This window comes from Posidoniimonas polymericola, assembly GCF_007859935.1.
GTDB lineage: Bacteria > Planctomycetota > Planctomycetia > Pirellulales > Lacipirellulaceae > Posidoniimonas > Posidoniimonas polymericola.
Window position 1 is genome coordinate 1 of sequence record NZ_SJPO01000008.1, and the last position, 15,521, is coordinate 15,521.

At 66.8% G+C, this 15,521-nt stretch carries 11 protein-coding genes; 1 reads left to right on the top strand and 10 read right to left on the bottom strand.

Annotated features, from left to right (window positions below; genetic code table 11):
• Window positions 1-95 precede the first annotated feature (95 nt).
• Window positions 96-677, bottom strand: a complete 582-nt coding sequence (locus Pla123a_RS15990) for a suppressor of fused domain protein (protein WP_146588763.1) — start codon at window positions 675-677, stop codon at window positions 96-98.
• 169 nt (window positions 678-846) lie between these two features.
• Window positions 847-1,326 carry an Appr-1-p processing protein gene (locus tag Pla123a_RS15995; RefSeq protein WP_146588765.1) on the bottom strand — a complete coding sequence of 160 codons (480 nt, stop codon included), beginning with the start codon at window positions 1,324-1,326 and terminating at the stop codon, window positions 847-849.
• A gap of 403 nt (window positions 1,327-1,729) precedes the next feature.
• Between Pla123a_RS15995 and Pla123a_RS16000 the strand changes: the two genes are divergently transcribed.
• Window positions 1,730-3,580 carry a glycerophosphodiester phosphodiesterase family protein gene (locus Pla123a_RS16000; RefSeq protein WP_146588767.1) on the top strand — a complete coding sequence of 617 codons (1,851 nt, stop codon included), beginning with the start codon at window positions 1,730-1,732 and terminating at the stop codon, window positions 3,578-3,580.
• A gap of 300 nt (window positions 3,581-3,880) precedes the next feature.
• Here the strand turns inward: Pla123a_RS16000 and Pla123a_RS16005 are convergent, their stop codons facing one another.
• The 8 genes from Pla123a_RS16005 to Pla123a_RS24700 all read right to left on the bottom strand — a co-directional run bounded on the left by Pla123a_RS16005 (window position 3,881) and on the right by Pla123a_RS24700 (window position 15,518).
• On the bottom strand, window positions 3,881-4,366 hold the full coding sequence (locus Pla123a_RS16005) for an SRPBCC family protein (RefSeq protein WP_146588769.1): 486 nt from the start codon (window positions 4,364-4,366) through the stop codon (window positions 3,881-3,883).
• A gap of 37 nt (window positions 4,367-4,403) precedes the next feature.
• On the bottom strand, window positions 4,404-5,351 hold the full coding sequence (gene gluQRS, locus Pla123a_RS16010; protein WP_146588770.1) for a tRNA glutamyl-Q(34) synthetase GluQRS: 948 nt from the start codon (window positions 5,349-5,351) through the stop codon (window positions 4,404-4,406).
• A gap of 143 nt (window positions 5,352-5,494) precedes the next feature.
• Window positions 5,495-5,701, bottom strand: a complete 207-nt coding sequence (locus tag Pla123a_RS16015) for a SlyX family protein (protein ID WP_146588772.1) — start codon at window positions 5,699-5,701, stop codon at window positions 5,495-5,497.
• Complete coding sequence (locus Pla123a_RS16020; protein WP_146588774.1) at window positions 5,698-6,462, bottom strand: GDSL-type esterase/lipase family protein; 765 nt, start codon at window positions 6,460-6,462, stop codon at window positions 5,698-5,700. The genes Pla123a_RS16015 and Pla123a_RS16020 overlap by 4 nt, the downstream gene beginning before the upstream one ends.
• Before the next feature lie 41 nt (window positions 6,463-6,503).
• A complete protein-coding gene (locus Pla123a_RS16025; RefSeq protein WP_146588776.1) occupies window positions 6,504-8,084 on the bottom strand; it encodes a glutamate synthase subunit beta in 1,581 nt (526 codons plus the stop codon).
• 306 nt (window positions 8,085-8,390) lie between these two features.
• Window positions 8,391-13,064 (bottom strand): glutamate synthase-related protein, encoded by a 4,674-nt coding sequence (locus Pla123a_RS16030; RefSeq protein WP_146588778.1) that lies wholly within the window; start codon window positions 13,062-13,064, stop codon window positions 8,391-8,393.
• A gap of 74 nt (window positions 13,065-13,138) precedes the next feature.
• Window positions 13,139-14,098, bottom strand: coding sequence for a LysR family transcriptional regulator (locus Pla123a_RS16035; protein ID WP_146588780.1), 960 nt, complete (start codon window positions 14,096-14,098; stop codon window positions 13,139-13,141).
• A 247-nt stretch (window positions 14,099-14,345) separates the two neighbouring features.
• Complete coding sequence (locus Pla123a_RS24700) at window positions 14,346-15,518, bottom strand: peptidylprolyl isomerase (protein ID WP_197528037.1); 1,173 nt, start codon at window positions 15,516-15,518, stop codon at window positions 14,346-14,348.
• Between the last annotated feature and the right edge of the window lie 3 nt (window positions 15,519-15,521).

Consider the following 15,521-nt stretch of genomic DNA (forward strand, 5'->3'; position numbering starts at 1 on the left):
CTTCGTCGAACCGCCTAGTGCGGACCCGCATGCTAGGTGGTGTGGGGAGGGTCACCGGCAACGGTGGCCCTTACCCGGTTCTCCGCGATCCTGGTTCAAACTACGCTCCGGCGATGCAAATCAGTAAAAGGGAAAACGCCGCTTAATGTTAACAGTTCTTCTACGCGGTCTCGATTCCCGTCCCGGCATGCATTGAGTTCGGGGGCTGTGATGCCAATGCACAGGATCAAGCCAGCGTTCTGGTCACGAACAGTGAATCGACCGTAGTCGCAAAACAAGAACGCTGTAATTGACGATCCATCGGGAGTCGCAGGTCCAATGTCCATCGTTTGGCCGGGCTCCAGTACTGTTTCGAGCGTGTAGTGAGCAAGTTGCCCAATGATGTTTGCCCCCCAGTCGTCATCGTCACGTGAGCAAATCGCCAGTTCGTAGTTTCCCATGGAGTTGGGAGCCTGGTCGGCGTTGCCGATCAATTCGGCGGTGACGGAAACAATCCCGTCAACATGGTTGTGAAAATAGACAATGTCTGCGGTACCACCGAGGTCAGCGCCGAGGTGAAATGGTATCGTCCCATGGCCAACAGTATCGTGCGACTTGCCTAGGACGGACTCCATCGCAGCGAGGCGAGCGTCCCACCAAAGAGTCCATTCGTCTTCGGATTCAGCGTGCGAGTTCATGCTTCATCTTTGGTCGGAGAACGTTGTGCTTCACCTGCAAAGTCGGTTGGCGCGGCCCTGGCGTCAGCCAGGGGCGTGACAAGCGGCTTTGTCAGGTGCAAGCGCTTGTTAGCAAGATCCCCAGAAGCGTGACGAATCCCTTCTCCGAATTCGCCCGCCACCTTACGACTCATTCGCTACTGCTCGCCTCGAACTCATTGATAAAAGTCTCGTAAACTACGAAGTGAGTCTCCGATTCTGAGAGTATTTCGACGAACAACGGCTTGACTTGGTCCTCCCAGGAAAGCTTCCCCAAACCTGCCCCTATCTTTGGAAGTGCTACTGCAGAGACCCCACCTTCAGCAGACCATTTCTTAAGGCGGCGTAGAGACTTACGGAGATAGGGCATAGTCGCGTGGTACATATCGGGCTGAGTTGCCAGGTAAAACACACCCGGGCCACCATCAATTCCTGGGTGTGACCACAATCCACCACCCTTGAAATTCCCAGACCTTGCGAACTTCTTAAAACCAGCCTGAATCTCCGGCCAGCGCCTCGAGATTTTGAGCGCTAGACCGGTACCCATACCTTCTTGATTGCCCTCAGCGACTCCTTGAGCAATGTACGGCTCGGTAGCCTGCAGCAGATCACCTTGGACAAAGCTCAGCACAGGCCCCCATCCTTTACTTGCTAACTTGTTATTAGACAGAAAGATTCTGTGTAAGCCCTGCTTACACAGCGTTACTCAAGATAATCCCCTGGCGCAGGGTGGTCTAGGCGATCTGCGTCGGCGTGAGACCTCGACGCTGATTCGCTCGGGTCGGTAAGTGCAGAGGAGGCGTCGTCCTGTGCATCGAAGAGTTGTCACCAAACCTGCCTCAGCGTGAAACTCCTGCGCACCCGTGTGGCAGCGAACTTCGTTCGCGCAACGGCTCGCCAGCAGGGTGGTTCAATCAGACGACAGTCGGTGGGCGCCAGCCCTAGAGGCATTGCGGCGCCGGCGCCCGCTCCCGCAACCTGCTATCCTACTGCCGGCGTCCCCTCTGCGAAGAACCCGAGAACGACCAACCCCCATGGACCCGCGTTACCGCTCGCTGCTGGCCGATCTATTGGCCTGCTGGAAGCAGCTTGTCGCCGCCGACCTGGCCTACAAGGCGGTCGCGTTTGTGCTGCTGACGCCGACCCTCGCCCTCTTGTTCCGGCTGCTGCTCGCCGTGTCGGGCCAGGCGGTGCTGGCCGACGTCGACATCCTCCAGTTCTTGATTGGCCCTGTCGGCTGGGCGTGCGCGATCCTGGCCGGCGGCGTGTGGCTCGCGATCCTGGCGCTCGAGCAGGCGGCCCTGCTCGGGGTGCTCGCGTCGTCCCGCGCCGCGGGAGAGACGCGGCGCACCATGGGCGCGGTCGAGGCGATCGTCTTCTCCGCCCGCCACGCCGTAAGCGTGCTGCGGGTCACGATGAGGATTGTCGGCGTCACGCTGCTGCAGGCGACCCCGCTGGTGGCGGTGGTCGGTTTGCTCTACGTGTCGCTGCTCGGCGAGCACGACATCAACTTCTACCTCAAGGAAAAGCCGCCGGTGTTCCTCTGGGCGGTCGGCCTGGCGGCGGTCGTCATGGCGGCGCTCGTCGCGGTGCTGCTGCGGCTGGTCTCGCACTGGCTGCTGGCGTTGCCGCTGGTGCTGTTTGAGGGGACACCGCCGGCGGCCGCCCTGCCGGCGAGCGCCGAGCGGACGCGGGGCCACCGGCGGGCGGTGCTGCTGCGGGTCGGGTTGTGGCTGGTTGTCTCGAGCCTGCTCTCGACCCTCATCACCGGCGTGGTGATCGCGGTCGGGCGGTCCGCGGCGCCGTGGTTCCAGCACAACCTCTCGGCGCTGCTATTCGTGCTCGGCGGGCTGGTGATCGCCTGGGTCGTGGCGGGCGTGGTCGCCAACCTGGTGAGCACGATCCTGTTCGCCGTGGTGCTGCTGGACGCCTACACCGGACTGGGCGCCGAACCACAGTGGGACGCCGCGAAGGGCGATGGCGGCCGGTCGCTAGCCTACCGCTTCACTCGCGGCAGGGTAGCCGCGGCGGGCGTGATTGGCGTGCTGCTTGCGGCCGTGGTGGGCGCCTGGTTGGTGCAGACGATCCGCGTTGACGACGAGGTGGTGGTGATCGCCCACCGCGGCGCGGCGGCCCGGGCGCCCGAGAACACCCTGGCCTCGATCGGGCTAGCGATCGAGGAGGGCGCCGACTTCGTCGAGATCGACGTGCAGGAGACGGCCGACGGCCAGATCGTAGTGCTGCACGACAGCGACTTCATGAAGGTCGCGGGCGAGCCGCTGAAAATCTGGGACGCCAACTTCGACGACCTGGCCGGTATCGATATCGGCAGCTCGTTCGCGCCGGAGTTCCACGCCGAGCGGACGCCGCTGCTCGCCGAGGTGCTCGACCTGTGCGACGGCCGCGCGAAGGTGCTGATCGAGCTCAAGTACTACGGCCACGACCAGCAGCTCGAACAGCGCGTGCTCGACCTGGTAGCCGAGCGCGGCATGCAGTCGCAGGTGCAGTACATGTCGCTGAAGCTGCCGGGGGTCGAGAAACTGAAGTCGCTCGACCCCGATGCTGCCGCGGGCGTGCTGCTGTCGGTCTCGGCCGGGAACCTGAAGAACGCGTCGGCCGACTTCTGGGCAATGAACGCGGGCTTCGTCACCCGCCGCGTCGTCCGCACCGCCCACCGCAGCGGCCTGGGGGTCTACGTCTGGACGGTCAACGACCCGGTGACGATGTCGCGGATGATCGGCCGCGGCGTCGACGGCCTGATCACCGACGACCCGTCCCTCGCCCGCGCGGTCATCGAGCGGCGAGACGACCTCGGCCTGGCCGAAAGCCTGCTGCTAGAACTAGCCGACCTGTTCGGCATCGAGCCGAAGGTCGCAGAGCAGTAGGTGGGAGGCGCCTAGCGGTGGTTGAATGGTTGATGGCCACGAAAAGGCACGAGAAGGCACAAGAGGAGGGTGGGGCCGCCCGTTCTCTTTTGTGCCGTTTCGTGCCTTTTTGTGGCTATTGTCTGCGGCAGGTTGGTGGGCGGGTTTGGAAGCCGATTGTGTGGGGCTGCGAAAGACGGAGAACCCGGTGCTAGCTTCGGGGGTGCCATGCTCACACGCGATAGCGGGTGAGCATGCTGAAGGTTCGGGCCATTCTACGCATGCCTGCCTGCTGTCGCGTGTAGGCATGCCACCCGGCTCTCAACCGGTGGCGCCGCAAAGGTACTTCCGCCATCGGTCGGTCTCGGCCATTTCCTTCAACACGGCGTTGCGTTCGACAAGGAAACGCCGCAGGTACCGCTCCAGAAGCAACTTCTCGGCGATGCGCCCGAGCATGCCAAACGGGGCAAAGAACTCGAACCGGTCGGACATTACCGTCTGCCCGTCAGCCTCTTCGAAATTATGATCGTGCCGCAGGGAGCGGAACGCGCCCTCGACCATTTCGTCCCGGAAGTGGGATGGGTAGTCGAACGCGGTGATCCTGCCGCGGAGCCGCTGGGTCAGGCCGAAATGGACCGCCTCCCACGTGACCTCTTCATTGAGCCCGATAAGACCGGTCGTCACCCCGCCCACGGCGCGTTCCTTGGTGTTGCCCGCGGAGTCTTGGTGCGCGTCGATGCTCCGCGCGAGGTCGAACACCCGATCGCGCGGCGCGTTGATGGTGGTCTCGAGGGAAATCAAGGCCATGGGGCAAGACCTGTCCAACTTCGGGTGAAAGCCCGACCTACGATGATTGTTCCAGCAGCCAAGCGTCGTCTTCAGCCGTGAAGGTCACCCGGTCGCGCGGCAGGCGGGCGAGGTCAAAGGCGGCGGCGAACTCGGCGACGGAGAGTTCCTCTCGCATGGCGAGCCCGCTCCACGAGGCGATCAGGCCGACCACGCGTTCGGGCCGCACGCCCTCTTGGCGGTAGCTGTCGACGCGGGTGTCGCCGTGGCGTTTGGCGAGGCGGCGGCCGTCGGGCCCCACGACCAGCGGCAGGTGGGTCCAGGTCGGCGGCGGGCCGAGTTCGAGCCGCTCGTACAAGAGTTCCTGACGCGGAGTAGAGGTCAACAGATCATCGCCCCGCACAATCTGGTCGACCCCCTGCCGCGCGTCGTCGACCACGACGGCCAGCTGGTAGCTCGGCGTGCCGGCCTTGGTGGAAACGAGGAAGTCGCCCACGGTCTGGTCGGTCGACAGCGACTGGGGCCCGCAGAACTGGTCGACGAAGTGCTGCTTGCCCTCTGGCACGCGGAGCCGCCAGGCGGCGCCGTCGGCGGGCGACCAGCCGTCGAGCGGCGCCGGGCTGGCCGGTCGACAGCGGCCGGTGTAGCGGAGTTCGTGCTGGTCGCCGTGCGGCGCGGATGCGGCGTCCTCGGCGATCTGGCTGCGGCTGCAGCGGCAGGGGTAGATCTCACCCCGCTTGGCGAGCCGGTCGAGCGCCGCGTGGTACGGCGCCAGGTCGGCGGTCTGGTAGTGCGGCCCGTCGTCCCAGTCGATGCCGAGCCAGGCGAGCGTGTCGATCACGCCGCGGGCGGCCTGCTCCTTGATGCGGGGGCCGTCGAGATCCTCGATCCGCAGCACGACCTCCCAGCCGCCCTGCCGCGCCATGGCCCAGTTGACCAGGAAGGTCCGCACGTTGCCCAGGTGCAGCGCGCCGGTCGGCGAGGGGGCAAGGCGGGTGCGTGGCATGGGGAGGCGCTGGGCGCTGGTTGGAGGGCGCTAGGAAGAAGGCGATGGGTGGTCCTCTGGAAACGGGGTCTGGCACGCTGCCGCGAGCCAGTCCCCGTTTCCAGAGGTCGTGTTTCCAGCGCCCAGCGCCCTCCAACCAGCGCCTAGTAGTGCGGCGGCTTCTCGTCGGCGGCGCCCTCGGCCGACTCGTAGTACTCGACCAGCCGGGCGACGGTCCGCTTGAGCTTGACCTGCTCGAGGTTGGCCATGTCGAGTTCGCGACGCAGGCCGGTCACGACGCTGTTGAGGTCGTCGAGCATCTGCTGCTGGTGCGCCAGCAGCTCCTCGAGTTTGGTCTGGCGTTCGGTCATGCGGCGTCGACCGCCCGGCGCCAGGCGTGGGCCATCAGCGCGGCCCCGGCCGCGGAGGGGTGCACGCCGTCGCCGGCCCAGTGGCTGGGGGCGGCGATCGTGATCGCCTTGTCGAACATCGACTGGAACGGGACCCACACGTCGGCGAACTCGTCGGCCAGCTCCTTGGCGGCCGTGCGGAACTCGTCGAACTTGGGGAACCACTTGTCGCCGACGGCGCCGGTCTTCAGCACGAACGGCTCGCAGATCACGATGCGGGTGCTGGGCAGCTCGCTCTTAGTGCGCTCGAGCAGCTGGCGGTAGTCGTCGCGGTAGGTGTCGATGGTGCCGTCGTAGTTGCCGTTGAGCCAGTGCCATATGTCGTTGACGCCGATCAGGATGCTGAGCACGTCCGGCTTCAGGTCGAGGCAGTCCTGCTGCCAGCGCTCGGCGAGCTGGTGCACCTTGTTGCCGCTGATCCCGCGGTTGTAGCACTTCAGTCCGGCGTCGGGCCGATCGACCAGCAGCGACGCCGCGGTCAGGAAGGCGTAGCCGTTGCCGAGGGCCTCGTGGTCGTTGGCCGCCGGCGCGTCCTTGTTGCGGCCGGCGTCGGTGATGCTGTCGCCCTGAAACAGGATCGTGGCGCCGTCGGGGATCATGCTGGTCTTGGCGGCGGCGGCCGCGGAGGCGTGCGTAGCGGCGCCGGCCGCCACGGCGCCAATGGCCGCGGTCTGGAGGAACGCCCGCCGGGGTTGCTGAGCCGCGTTGTAACTGGTCGCCATGGTGTTTCGCCTGGGGTGGGGGTCGGGGCCAGGCCTCTAGTCTAAACCACCTGCTGCGGCAGATTCAGCCCCGGGGCGGAAAGTGTGGTCGAGCCCATCAGGTACTGGTCGATCGCCCGGGCGGCGCCGCGGCCCTCGTTGATCGCCCACACGACCAGGCTCTGGCCGCGGCGGCAGTCGCCGGCGGCGAACACCCCCTCGACGTTGGTGGCGAAGTCGCCGTGCTCGGCCTTGAAGGTGGTCCAGCCGCGGCGGGGTTCCTGCATCTCGAGGCCGAGCATCTCGCCGGCGGCCAGTTCGGGGCCGACGAAGCCGGTCGCCAGGAACACCAGGTCGGCGGGCCACACCTTCTCGGAGCCCTCGACCTCGGTCCACGGGGGGCCGTTCGGGGTGGGGCGGGTCCAGTCGAGCTGCACGGTCTTGACGCCGGTCAGCTTGCCGTCGACGCCGACGAACTCCTTGGTCAGGATCTCGTAGCAGCGGGGGTCCTCGCCGGTGCGGCTCTTCATCTCCTCGTGGGAGTAGTCCAGACGGTAGACCCGCGGCCATTGGGGCCAGGGGTTGTTGTCGGCCCGCTCGGCGGGGGGCTGGGACATCAGCTCGAAGTTGACCACGCTCTTCGCGCCGTGGCGCAGCGACGTGCCGATGCAGTCGGCGCCGGTGTCGCCGCCGCCAACCACGATGACGTGCTTGTCCTTGGCCGAGAGCGCGTGGCCGTCCGTCAGGTTCGAGTCGAGCAGGCTCTTGGTGTTGCGGGTTAGGAAGTCCATCGCGTAGTAGACGCCGTCCAGGTCGCGGCCCGGGCAGCTGGCGGTGGGGTCGAACGGCTTGGCGGCTCCGGTCGCCAGCAGCACCGCGTCGAACTCGTCGACCAGCTTCTGCGGGTCGACGAATTCGATCTCAACGCCCCCCTCCTGCATGATCTGCGTCATGTGGCCGGGCTCGAAGTCCTCCCGCTTGCCGATGTGCTTGCCGGTAAGGAACTTGACGCCCTCGTCCCGCAGCTGCTGGACGCGGCGCTCGACTGTGCCCTTGTCGAGCTTCATATTGGGGATGCCGTACATGCAGAGCCCGCCGATGCGGTCGGCCCGCTCGTAGACGGTCACTTCGTGGCCGGCGCGGCGGAGCTGCTGCGCGGCGGACAGGCCGGCCGGGCCGGAGCCGACGACCGCCACGCTCTTGCCGGTCAACATCTCGTCGGACGGCGGGCGGGGGACGACGCGGCCCTCTTCCCAGCCGCGGTCGATGATGGCGTTCTCGATGTTCTTGATCGTGACCGGCGGCTCGATAATGCCCAGCACGCAAGCCCCCTCGCACGGCGCGGGGCAGGCCCGGCCGGTGAACTCGGGGAAGTTGTTGGTCTTGTGCAATCGCTCGAGCGCAACGTCCCAGCGGCCGTTGTAGACCAGGTCGTTCCACTCGGGGATCAGGTTGTCGACCGGGCAGCCGGTGTCCGACTGGCAGAACGGCACGCCGCAGTCCATGCACCGCGCGCCCTGCGTGGTGAGGTGCTCCTCCGGCGGGTGGGTGTAGATCTCCAGGTAGTCGCTGGCCCGCTCTACCGGGTTGCGGTACGGGACGGCCTGGCGTTTGAACTCTTTGAAACCGGTGGGTTTGCCCATAATCTTCTGCGTTAGATGAAGAGCGGAAGTGTGTTTGCTAGTTAATGACCAACATCCAAGCCGAAGACACCAGGCGCCGAGGGCTGCTTCGGAGTTGGTCGGTTTGTTCTCTTAATTGTGCCGAAGATTCGACTCAGCTCTTGGGATTCCTTGCTTGCCGAACCAAAGGGATCGGTTACGGCGTCCAGAGTGACCCGTCTCGCGATCTAAATCAACGCGGCGCGTTGTTCGAGTTCGAATCGGTCAGTCGCCGCGCGCTCGGACGCGTTCTTGGTCGTTTCGGCTTCGCCATTGGTGCTGAACTGGCTACGCGATCGCCTCTTCCTCCTGCTTGGCCTTCATCTCTTCTAGCACCCGCTTGTAGTCGGTTGGCATGACCTTGACGAACTGCGGGAGGGTCTCGTCCCAGCGGTCGAGCAGGTCGGCCGCGCGGGCCGAGTCGGTGTGCTTGTGGTGCGCGGTGACCAGCTCCTTGAGCTCCTGGATGTCCTCGCCGGCCTCGACCTTCTCGAGCTCGACCATGCCCATGTTGCAGTTGCCGAGCAGCTCGTTCTCGGGGTCCCAGACGTAGGCGACGCCGCCGGACATGCCGGCCGCGAAGTTTCGGCCGGTGGCCCCCAGGATCACGACGCGGCCGCCGGTCATGTACTCGCAGCCGTGGTCGCCCACGCCCTCGATCACCGCCCGGGCGCCGGAGTTACGCACGCAGAACCGCTCGGCGGCGCGGCCGCGGAGGAACGCCTCGCCGCGGGTGGCGCCGTACAGGCAGACGTTGCCGACGATGATCTGCTCCTCGGCCTTGAAGCCGGATTGCTTCGGCGGGTAGACGATCACCCGGCCGCCGGACAGGCCCTTGCCGACGTAGTCGTTGGCGTCGCCCTCGAGCTCGAGGGTCACACCGTGGGCGAGGAACGCGCCGAGGCTCTGACCGGCGTGCCCCTCAAACTTGAAGTGGATGGTGTCGTCCGGCAGGCCCTCCTCGCCCCACTTCTTGGCGATCTCGTTCGACAGGATCGTGCCGACCGTGCGGTTGGTGTTGACGATCTTAACGGTCTCGCGGACCGGCTTGGCGTCCTCGATCGCCGGCTTGGCGAGGTCGAGCAGCCGGGTGATGTCGAGCGACTGGTCGAGCCCGTGGTCCTGCTCCATGGTGCAGTACATCGGCGCGTCGGGACGCGCCGGCTTGGCGGGCGCGAGCAGCTTGGACAGGTCCAGGCCGTCGGACTTCCAGTGGCGGATCGCCTTGGAGACGTCCAGCATGTCGACCCGGCCGACCATCTCCTCGATGGTGCGGAAGCCGAGCTCGGCCATCAGCTCGCGGGCCTCTTCGGCGACCATGAACAGGTAGTTCACGACGTGCTCCGGCTTGCCGCGGAACTTGGCCCGCAGGTCCGGGTCCTGGGTGGCGATGCCCACCGGGCAGGTGTTGAGGTGGCACTTCCGCATCATGATGCAGCCGAGCGTGATCAGCGGGGCGGTCGAGAAGCCGAACTCCTCGGCGCCCAAGAACGCGGCGATCACGACGTCGCGGCCGGTTTTGAGGCCGCCATCGGTCTGCAGCACGACGCGGCTCCGCAGGTCGTTAAGCACGAGGGTCTGGTGGGTCTCGGCGATGCCGAGCTCCCACGGCAGGCCGGCGTGCTTGATGCTGGTCAGCGGCGAGGCGCCCGTGCCGCCACCGTCGCCGGAGATCAGGATGTGGTCCGCGTAGCCCTTGGCCACGCCGCTGGCGACCGTCCCCACGCCGACCTCGCTGACCAGCTTGACGCTGATGCGCGCCGCGCGGTTGGCGTTCTTCAGGTCGTGGATCAGCTGCTTGAGGTCCTCGATGGAGTAGATGTCGTGGTGCGGCGGCGGGCTGATCAGGCCGACGCCCGGCGTCGAGTAGCGGATGCGGGCGATGTTGTCGTCGACCTTGCGGCCGGGGAGCTCGCCCCCCTCGCCCGGCTTGGCGCCCTGGCTGATCTTGATCTGGATCTCGTCGGCGTTGGTCAGGTAGCTGATCGTGACGCCGAACCGACCCGAGGCGACCTGCTTGATGGCGGAGCGGCGGGAGTCGCCGTTGGGCTCGGGGGTCCAGCGGACCGGGTCCTCGCCCCCCTCGCCAGTGTTGCTCTTGCCCCCCAGGCGGTTCATCGCGATCGCGAGCGACTCGTGGGCCTCGGCCGAGATCGAGCCGAAGGACATCGCGCCGGTGCAGAACCGCTTGACGATCTCGGCGACCGGCATGACCTCCTCGACGGGGATCGGGCCGCCGTTGGCCTGCTGCTTGAACTCCATCAGGCCGCGGAGCTGGCAGCGGGTGCGGGCGTCGTTGTTGATGTGGTCGGCGAAGCGAGCGTAGGACTCGCGGCTGTTGGTGCGGGCCGCGACCTGGATGTCCGCAATCGAGGCCGGGTCCCACATGTGGCGTTCGCCCTCGGCGCGCCAGTGGTACTCGCCCGGGTTGGGCAGCACCGGCACGTTCTTGGCCTTGTTGGCCGGGTAGCCGATGGCGTGGCGGCGGAGGGCCTCCTCCGCCAGCTCGTCGAAGCCGACGCCCTGCACGCGGCTGGCGGTGCCGGCGAAGCAGACGTCGATCACCTCGTCCCGCAGGCCGAGGGCCTCGAAGATCTGCGCGCCCTTGTAGCTCTGCAGGGTCGAGATGCCCATCTTGGCCATCACCTTCAGCATGCCCTTGGCGATGCCGCGGCGGTACTGGGCGACCAGCTCGTGGTCGGCGGCGGTGACCGGGTCGATCACCTCGCCGTCGGACTCGGCGGCCGGGTGCGAGGACCCCTCGCCCGACTCGTCGCCGGCGATCGCCTCCTCGCCGGTGTCGAGGGCTCCGTCGCGACGGGCCCGCCAGAGCGCCTCGAAGGCGAGGTACGGGTTGATGGCGTCGGCGCCGTAGCCGATCAGCAGGCAGTGGTGGTGCACCTCGCGGGCCTCGCCGGTCTCGAGGACCAGGCCGATGCGGGTCCGCTTCGACACCCGCACCAGGTGGTGGTGCACGGCCCCGATCGCCAGCAGGGCGCTGAGCGGCACGCGGTCGGGCGAGGTCGCGCGGTCCGACAGCACGACGATCGAGAAGCCGTCGTCGATGGCCTGCTCGGCCTCCTGGCAGACGCGCTCGATCGCGGCCCGCAGCCCGGGCTTGCCCTCGGAGCGGGCCCAGGTGATGTCGATGGTCTTGGTCTTCCAACCCGCGGTCACGCCGGCGCCCTTGGAGCCCATGTGCTTGATCGCGGCGAGCTGCTCGTTGCTGAGGATCGGGTGCGGCACGCGCAGTCGGTTGGCGTGGGCCTCGGTGGTCTCGAGCAGGTTCTGCTCGGGTCCGATGTAGCACTCCAGCGACATGATCACCTCCTCGCGGATCGAGTCGATCGCGGGGTTGGTGACCTGGGCGAACAGCTGCTTGAAGTAGTCGTACAGCATCCGCGGCTTGTCGCTGAGCACCGCCAGGCAGCTGTCGTTGCCCATCGAGCCGATCGGGTCCTTGCCGGCCGCGATTAGCGGCAGCAGCATGAACCGCAGGGTCTCGACCGTGTAGCCGAAAGCCTGCAGCCGCTGCAGCAGCGTGGTGACGTTGAAGCCGTGCGACTCGTTTTCCGGGTGCAGGTCGTTGAGGTCGATCCGCTGGTTGCGGAGCCACTCGCCGTACGGGCGGCGGGTCGCCAGGTCCTGCTTGAGCTCGGCGTCGGGGATCAGGCGGCCCTGCTCGAAGTCGACCAGGAACATGCGCCCCGGCTGCAGGCGGCCCTTCTCCTTGACGTTCTTGGGGTCGATGTCCACGACGCCCACCTCGCTCGCCATGATGACGCGGTCGTCGTGCGTGACGTAGTAGCGGCTGGGGCGGAGGCCGTTACGGTCGAGCGTGGCGCCGATGTACTTGCCGTCGGTGAAGCCGATGCACGCGGGGCCGTCCCACGGCTCCATCAGGGCCGAGTGGTACTCGTAGAACGCCCGCTTGGCCTCGGACATGGTGTCGTGGTTCTGCCAGGCCTCGGGGACCATCATCATGACGGCCTCCTGCAGGGTGCGGCCGTTCATTAGCAAGAACTCGAGCACGTTGTCGAAGGTGCCGGAGTCGCTGCAGTCCGGCTCCACGACCGGGAACAGGTCCTGCAGGTCGTCGCCGAAGACCCCGCTCTCGACCACGCCCTGGCGGGCGAACATCCAGTTCTTGTTGCCGCGGAGGGTATTGATCTCGCCGTTGTGGCTCATGCTCCGCAGCGGCTGCGCCCGGTCCCACGAGGGGAACGTGTTGGTTGCGAACCGCGAGTGCACCATCGCCAGGTGGCTGGTGTAGTCCGGGTCCTTCAGGTCGGGGTAGTACTGGAAGAGCTGCTCGGTGGTCAGCATGCCCTTGTAGATGATCAGCTTGCTGGAGAGCGAGCAGATGTAGAACATCTTGGACTGCTGCAGCGAGTCGTCCGCGCGGAGCTGGTTGCTGGCCCGCTTGCGGATCAGGTAGATCTGCCGCTCGAACTCGGCGCTGTCGACCCCCTCGGCGGCGGCCACGACCAGCTGCTCTACGACCGGTTCGGCCGCGGCGGCGGTGGGGCCGAGGTCGGCCGTGGCCGACTCGGTCGGGACGTTGCGCCAGCCGACCAGCGTCTGGCCCTGGTCGGCGACGATCTTCTCAACCGCTTGCTTGCAGCGGGCCCGCTCGTCCTCGAGCTGCGGCAGGAACACGTTGCCGACCGAAAACTTGCCGGGCTCGGGGAGCTCAACCCCCAGGTCCGCCTTCACGACCTTCTGCAGGAACTCGTGCGGCAGGGCGGTCATGATGCCGGCCCCGTCGCCCGTGTTCGGCTCGCAGCCGCAGGCGCCGCGGTGGTCCATGCGGCGCAGCAGGTCCTCGGAGTCGACCACGATCTGGTGGCTCCGCTCGCCCTTGATGTGCGCGATAAAACCAACGCCGCACGCGTCGTGCTCATTCTGAGGGTCGTAGAGTCCCTGGGCGGCTGGCAGAGTGTGGTTCGGGCGTTGGTTCATGTTCGGTTGCGGTAGAAGGATAATGGCTGCTTGCGTGGCCGGCTGGTCCCGTCGGGCTGATCGCCGGGCGGGGCCTAGGCGGTCACCACGCGTTTGCTCGCCGGGCCGCTGGCTCCGCCGGTCGCCGGGCCCGACGACGGGTCGTCGACGTCCGCGGCGTGGGAGTGCAGCAGCTCGATGAATCGCTCGGCCGTGTCGCTGAGCGCCTCGTCGCGGCGGTGGAGGATCCCCAGCGGGCGGGAGAGTTCAAATCCGGCGAGCGGTATCTTGATGAGGGTCCCGGCCGCCGTCTCGCGGGCGAGCGTCGGCTCGGGGAGCAGGGCGTAGCCGTCGCCGATCGTGACGGCCAGCTTGATCGTTTCGATGTTGTCGAACTCGCAGGCGACGCGGGTCTCGACCCGCTGACGGGAGAGCTCGCGGTCGATGGCGTCGCGGATCTTGAGGCCCCGCTGGAAGGCGATCATGTCGTGCTCGGCGAGCGCCTCGGCCGGCGCCGACGACAGGCCGGCCAACGGGTGGGTCGGCGCGACCGCCAGCACCAGCGACTCGTCCCGCCAGGGGATCACCCCCAGCCGCCGCGAACGCTCGGGGAAGCTCACGATGCCAAGGTCCGACTGCTCCGATTCGACCGCGTCGTACACGTCGTCCGGGTGCAGGTAGTCCAGGCGGATGCGGGCCTTGGGGTGCTTCGCCAGGAACTCCCGCTGGAATTGGCTCATGTGAGCCAGGCCGACCGAGTAGATCGAGGCGATCGACAACCGCGACGCGACGTCCTCGTGCAGGCTGCGGACCTCGTGCTCGAGGTCGTCGTAGCGGCGGACCAGCTTGGTGCAGCCCTCGTAGTACTTGGAGCCCTCGGGGGTCAGCGTGAAGGGCCGCTTCGACCGGTCGATCAGCTGCACGCCGAGCCGCTCCTCCAGCTGGTGCACCAGCTGGCTCGCGCTCGACTGCGAAACGCCGTTCTCCTCCGCAGCCTTCGAGAAGCTACGCAGCTGAACGATGTCGCAGTAGACCTTCAGCGATCGGATCTGCATGGGCCGGGGCTGGCGGGGGGCAAACGGGGGTGTGCGTAAACGCGGGTCATCTCGTGCGCCGATCAGAGATTATGACCGGCACACGGCGTCTGGAGGCCGCGTGACGCCCAGCAGGATCGTGCTGGGTGATGCCAGGGCGGCGCACCATTTCGAAACGCGATATTAGCCTACGGACGCCCCGGCTTGGCGTCAACCAGCCAGGTCCCCAAATTGCCCCCCGGCCCCAGCGGACGGCCCGCCGGAACCCCTACCGGCCGGGCAGCTTTTTGAAGTCGTAGGCGTGACCACGGTCGCGTACGACGGTCGCCTTGACGATTTTGTCGGGCGTGACGCCCCGCTCGCCCGGGTCGATCCGCTGCAGCTCGCCCAGGACCTCCATCCCCTCCACGACCCGCCCGAATACGGTGTGCCGGCCGTTCAGGTGGTGGGTCGGCACGAACGTCAGGAAGAACTGCGAGCCGCCCGAGTCGCGGCCGGCGTGGGCCATGCTGAGGCTGCCACGGAAGTGCATGCGGGCGTCTTCCTCGTAGCACTCGCAGGGGATCGACCAGCCGGGGCCGCCAGAGCCGGTGCCGGTGGGGTCGCCGCCCTGGGCCATGAAGTGCGGCAGCACGCGGTGGAAGATGATGCCGTCGTAGAAGCCCTTCTTCACGAGGCTGACCATGTTGGCGGTGGCGGTCGGGGCCTCGTTCTCGAACAGCTCGATGACGATGTCACCGGCGGTGGTCTCGAACTTGACGCGGGGCAGGTCGTTGGCGGTGGCCTCGGCGGAACGGATCTTCTCCTCTTCCTCCCAGAGCTGGCGGTACTCCTGGATCATGCCCGGATTGCTGTACTGGTCGACCATGCCGGCCATCTCTTCGCCCAGCTTGCTAGGGTCGTCGCGGCGTTCCTTGGCGAGGGCGACGTACTCGTCGACCAGGTCGAACCGGTTGCAGCAGAACGCGGCCACCACGCCCATTGACGCCAGGCCCTCGGCCTTCTCGTCGTTCGCCAGCAGTGGCTGGAGGATCTCGAGGGCGCGTTCAAACTGGTCGCCCCCTTGGCCGTTCTCGCCGTTGCCGAGCAGGTTATGCGCCGCGGCGCTGACCAGCAATTCGGTGATCTGCGGGTCCTGCCCGGGGGCCGCTTTGTAGACCTCCAACGCCTCATCAATCATCTTCTTTACCTTGGGTTTAGCCTGGTCGACCAGCTCGGCCGCCTTGGCGTTAAGTTGTTCGCGCTCGGAGGCGTTGGCGGTTTGAAACTGAATGCGGAGGTCCTCAAACTCCCGCATAAAGGCCTTGTAGTCGGCAAACGCCGCGTCAAACGCCGCGTGGCTGACCGGGGGCGATTCGGTTTCTTGGGCGCTGATCACGGGCGCCGCGAGCATCAGGGCGGCGGCGACCAACGCCGTGACGGGGATCCGGGGAGTACGCATGAC

What these genes read in the sequence shown, in the direction of transcription:
- Pla123a_RS16005 (WP_146588769.1), bottom strand. Translation starts at nt 4,366, where the DNA reads ATGGCCTTGATTTCCCTCGAGACCACCATCAACGCGCCGCGCGATCGG.
- gluQRS (WP_146588770.1), bottom strand. Translation starts at nt 5,351, where the DNA reads ATGCCACGCACCCGCCTTGCCCCCTCGCCGACCGGCGCGCTGCACCTG.
- Pla123a_RS16030 (WP_146588778.1), bottom strand. Translation starts at nt 13,064, where the DNA reads ATGAACCAACGCCCGAACCACACTCTGCCAGCCGCCCAGGGACTCTAC.
- Pla123a_RS24700 (WP_197528037.1), bottom strand. Translation starts at nt 15,518, where the DNA reads ATGCGTACTCCCCGGATCCCCGTCACGGCGTTGGTCGCCGCCGCCCTG.
- Pla123a_RS16000 (WP_146588767.1), top strand. Translation starts at nt 1,730, where the DNA reads ATGGACCCGCGTTACCGCTCGCTGCTGGCCGATCTATTGGCCTGCTGG.
- Pla123a_RS16035 (WP_146588780.1), bottom strand. Translation starts at nt 14,098, where the DNA reads ATGCAGATCCGATCGCTGAAGGTCTACTGCGACATCGTTCAGCTGCGT.
- Pla123a_RS16020 (WP_146588774.1), bottom strand. Translation starts at nt 6,462, where the DNA reads ATGGCGACCAGTTACAACGCGGCTCAGCAACCCCGGCGGGCGTTCCTC.
- Pla123a_RS16015 (WP_146588772.1), bottom strand. Translation starts at nt 5,701, where the DNA reads ATGACCGAACGCCAGACCAAACTCGAGGAGCTGCTGGCGCACCAGCAG.
- Pla123a_RS16025 (WP_146588776.1), bottom strand. Translation starts at nt 8,084, where the DNA reads ATGGGCAAACCCACCGGTTTCAAAGAGTTCAAACGCCAGGCCGTCCCG.
- Pla123a_RS15990 (WP_146588763.1), bottom strand. Translation starts at nt 677, where the DNA reads ATGAACTCGCACGCTGAATCCGAAGACGAATGGACTCTTTGGTGGGAC.